Source organism: Pseudomonas sp. I2, assembly GCF_040984075.1.
GTDB classification, from domain to species: Bacteria; Pseudomonadota; Gammaproteobacteria; order Pseudomonadales; family Pseudomonadaceae; genus Aquipseudomonas; species Aquipseudomonas guariconensis_B.
The window spans coordinates 1-427 of record NZ_JBCGFQ010000178.1 but is presented as its reverse complement, the minus strand read 5'-3'; the positions used below and the strand labels follow the sequence as shown (position 1 = coordinate 427).

Annotated in this window: 1 protein-coding gene; it reads left to right on the top strand. The window is 63.7% G+C overall.

Translation table 11 applies throughout. The features are described 5' to 3' along the window. On the top strand, positions 1–427 hold a 427-nt coding region (locus tag WCE05_RS26145), incomplete at both ends, for a nucleoside recognition domain-containing protein (protein WP_368816857.1).

The window sequence follows — 427 nt, the reverse complement described above, 5'->3', positions numbered from 1 at the left end:
TTCCTGAACCGCGCCGGTAAAATCATCCTGCCACTGATGATCATCGTCTGGGCTCTGTCGACCTTCCCCTATCCGCCGGAAGGCGCGACCGGACCGGCCATCGACTATTCGTTCGCCGGTATGCTGGGCAAGGCGCTACACCCGATCTTCGCCCCCATCGGCTTTACGTGGCAGATGGTCGTGGCTCTGATCCCGGGCATGGCCGCGCGTGAAGTGGCCGTGGCCGTTCTGGGTACTGTCTATTCGGTGGCGGGAGCCGAAGAAAACGTCGGCGCTCTGGCTTCGGTGCTGGCCGCTGACTGGTCGCTGGCGACGGGCCTGTCGGTCCTCGCGTGGTATATTTTCGCGCCGCAGTGCCTGCCTACCATCGGCGTCGTCCAGCGCGAGACCGGCTCCAAGAAGTGGACGGCGATCTTCGTGATCTACC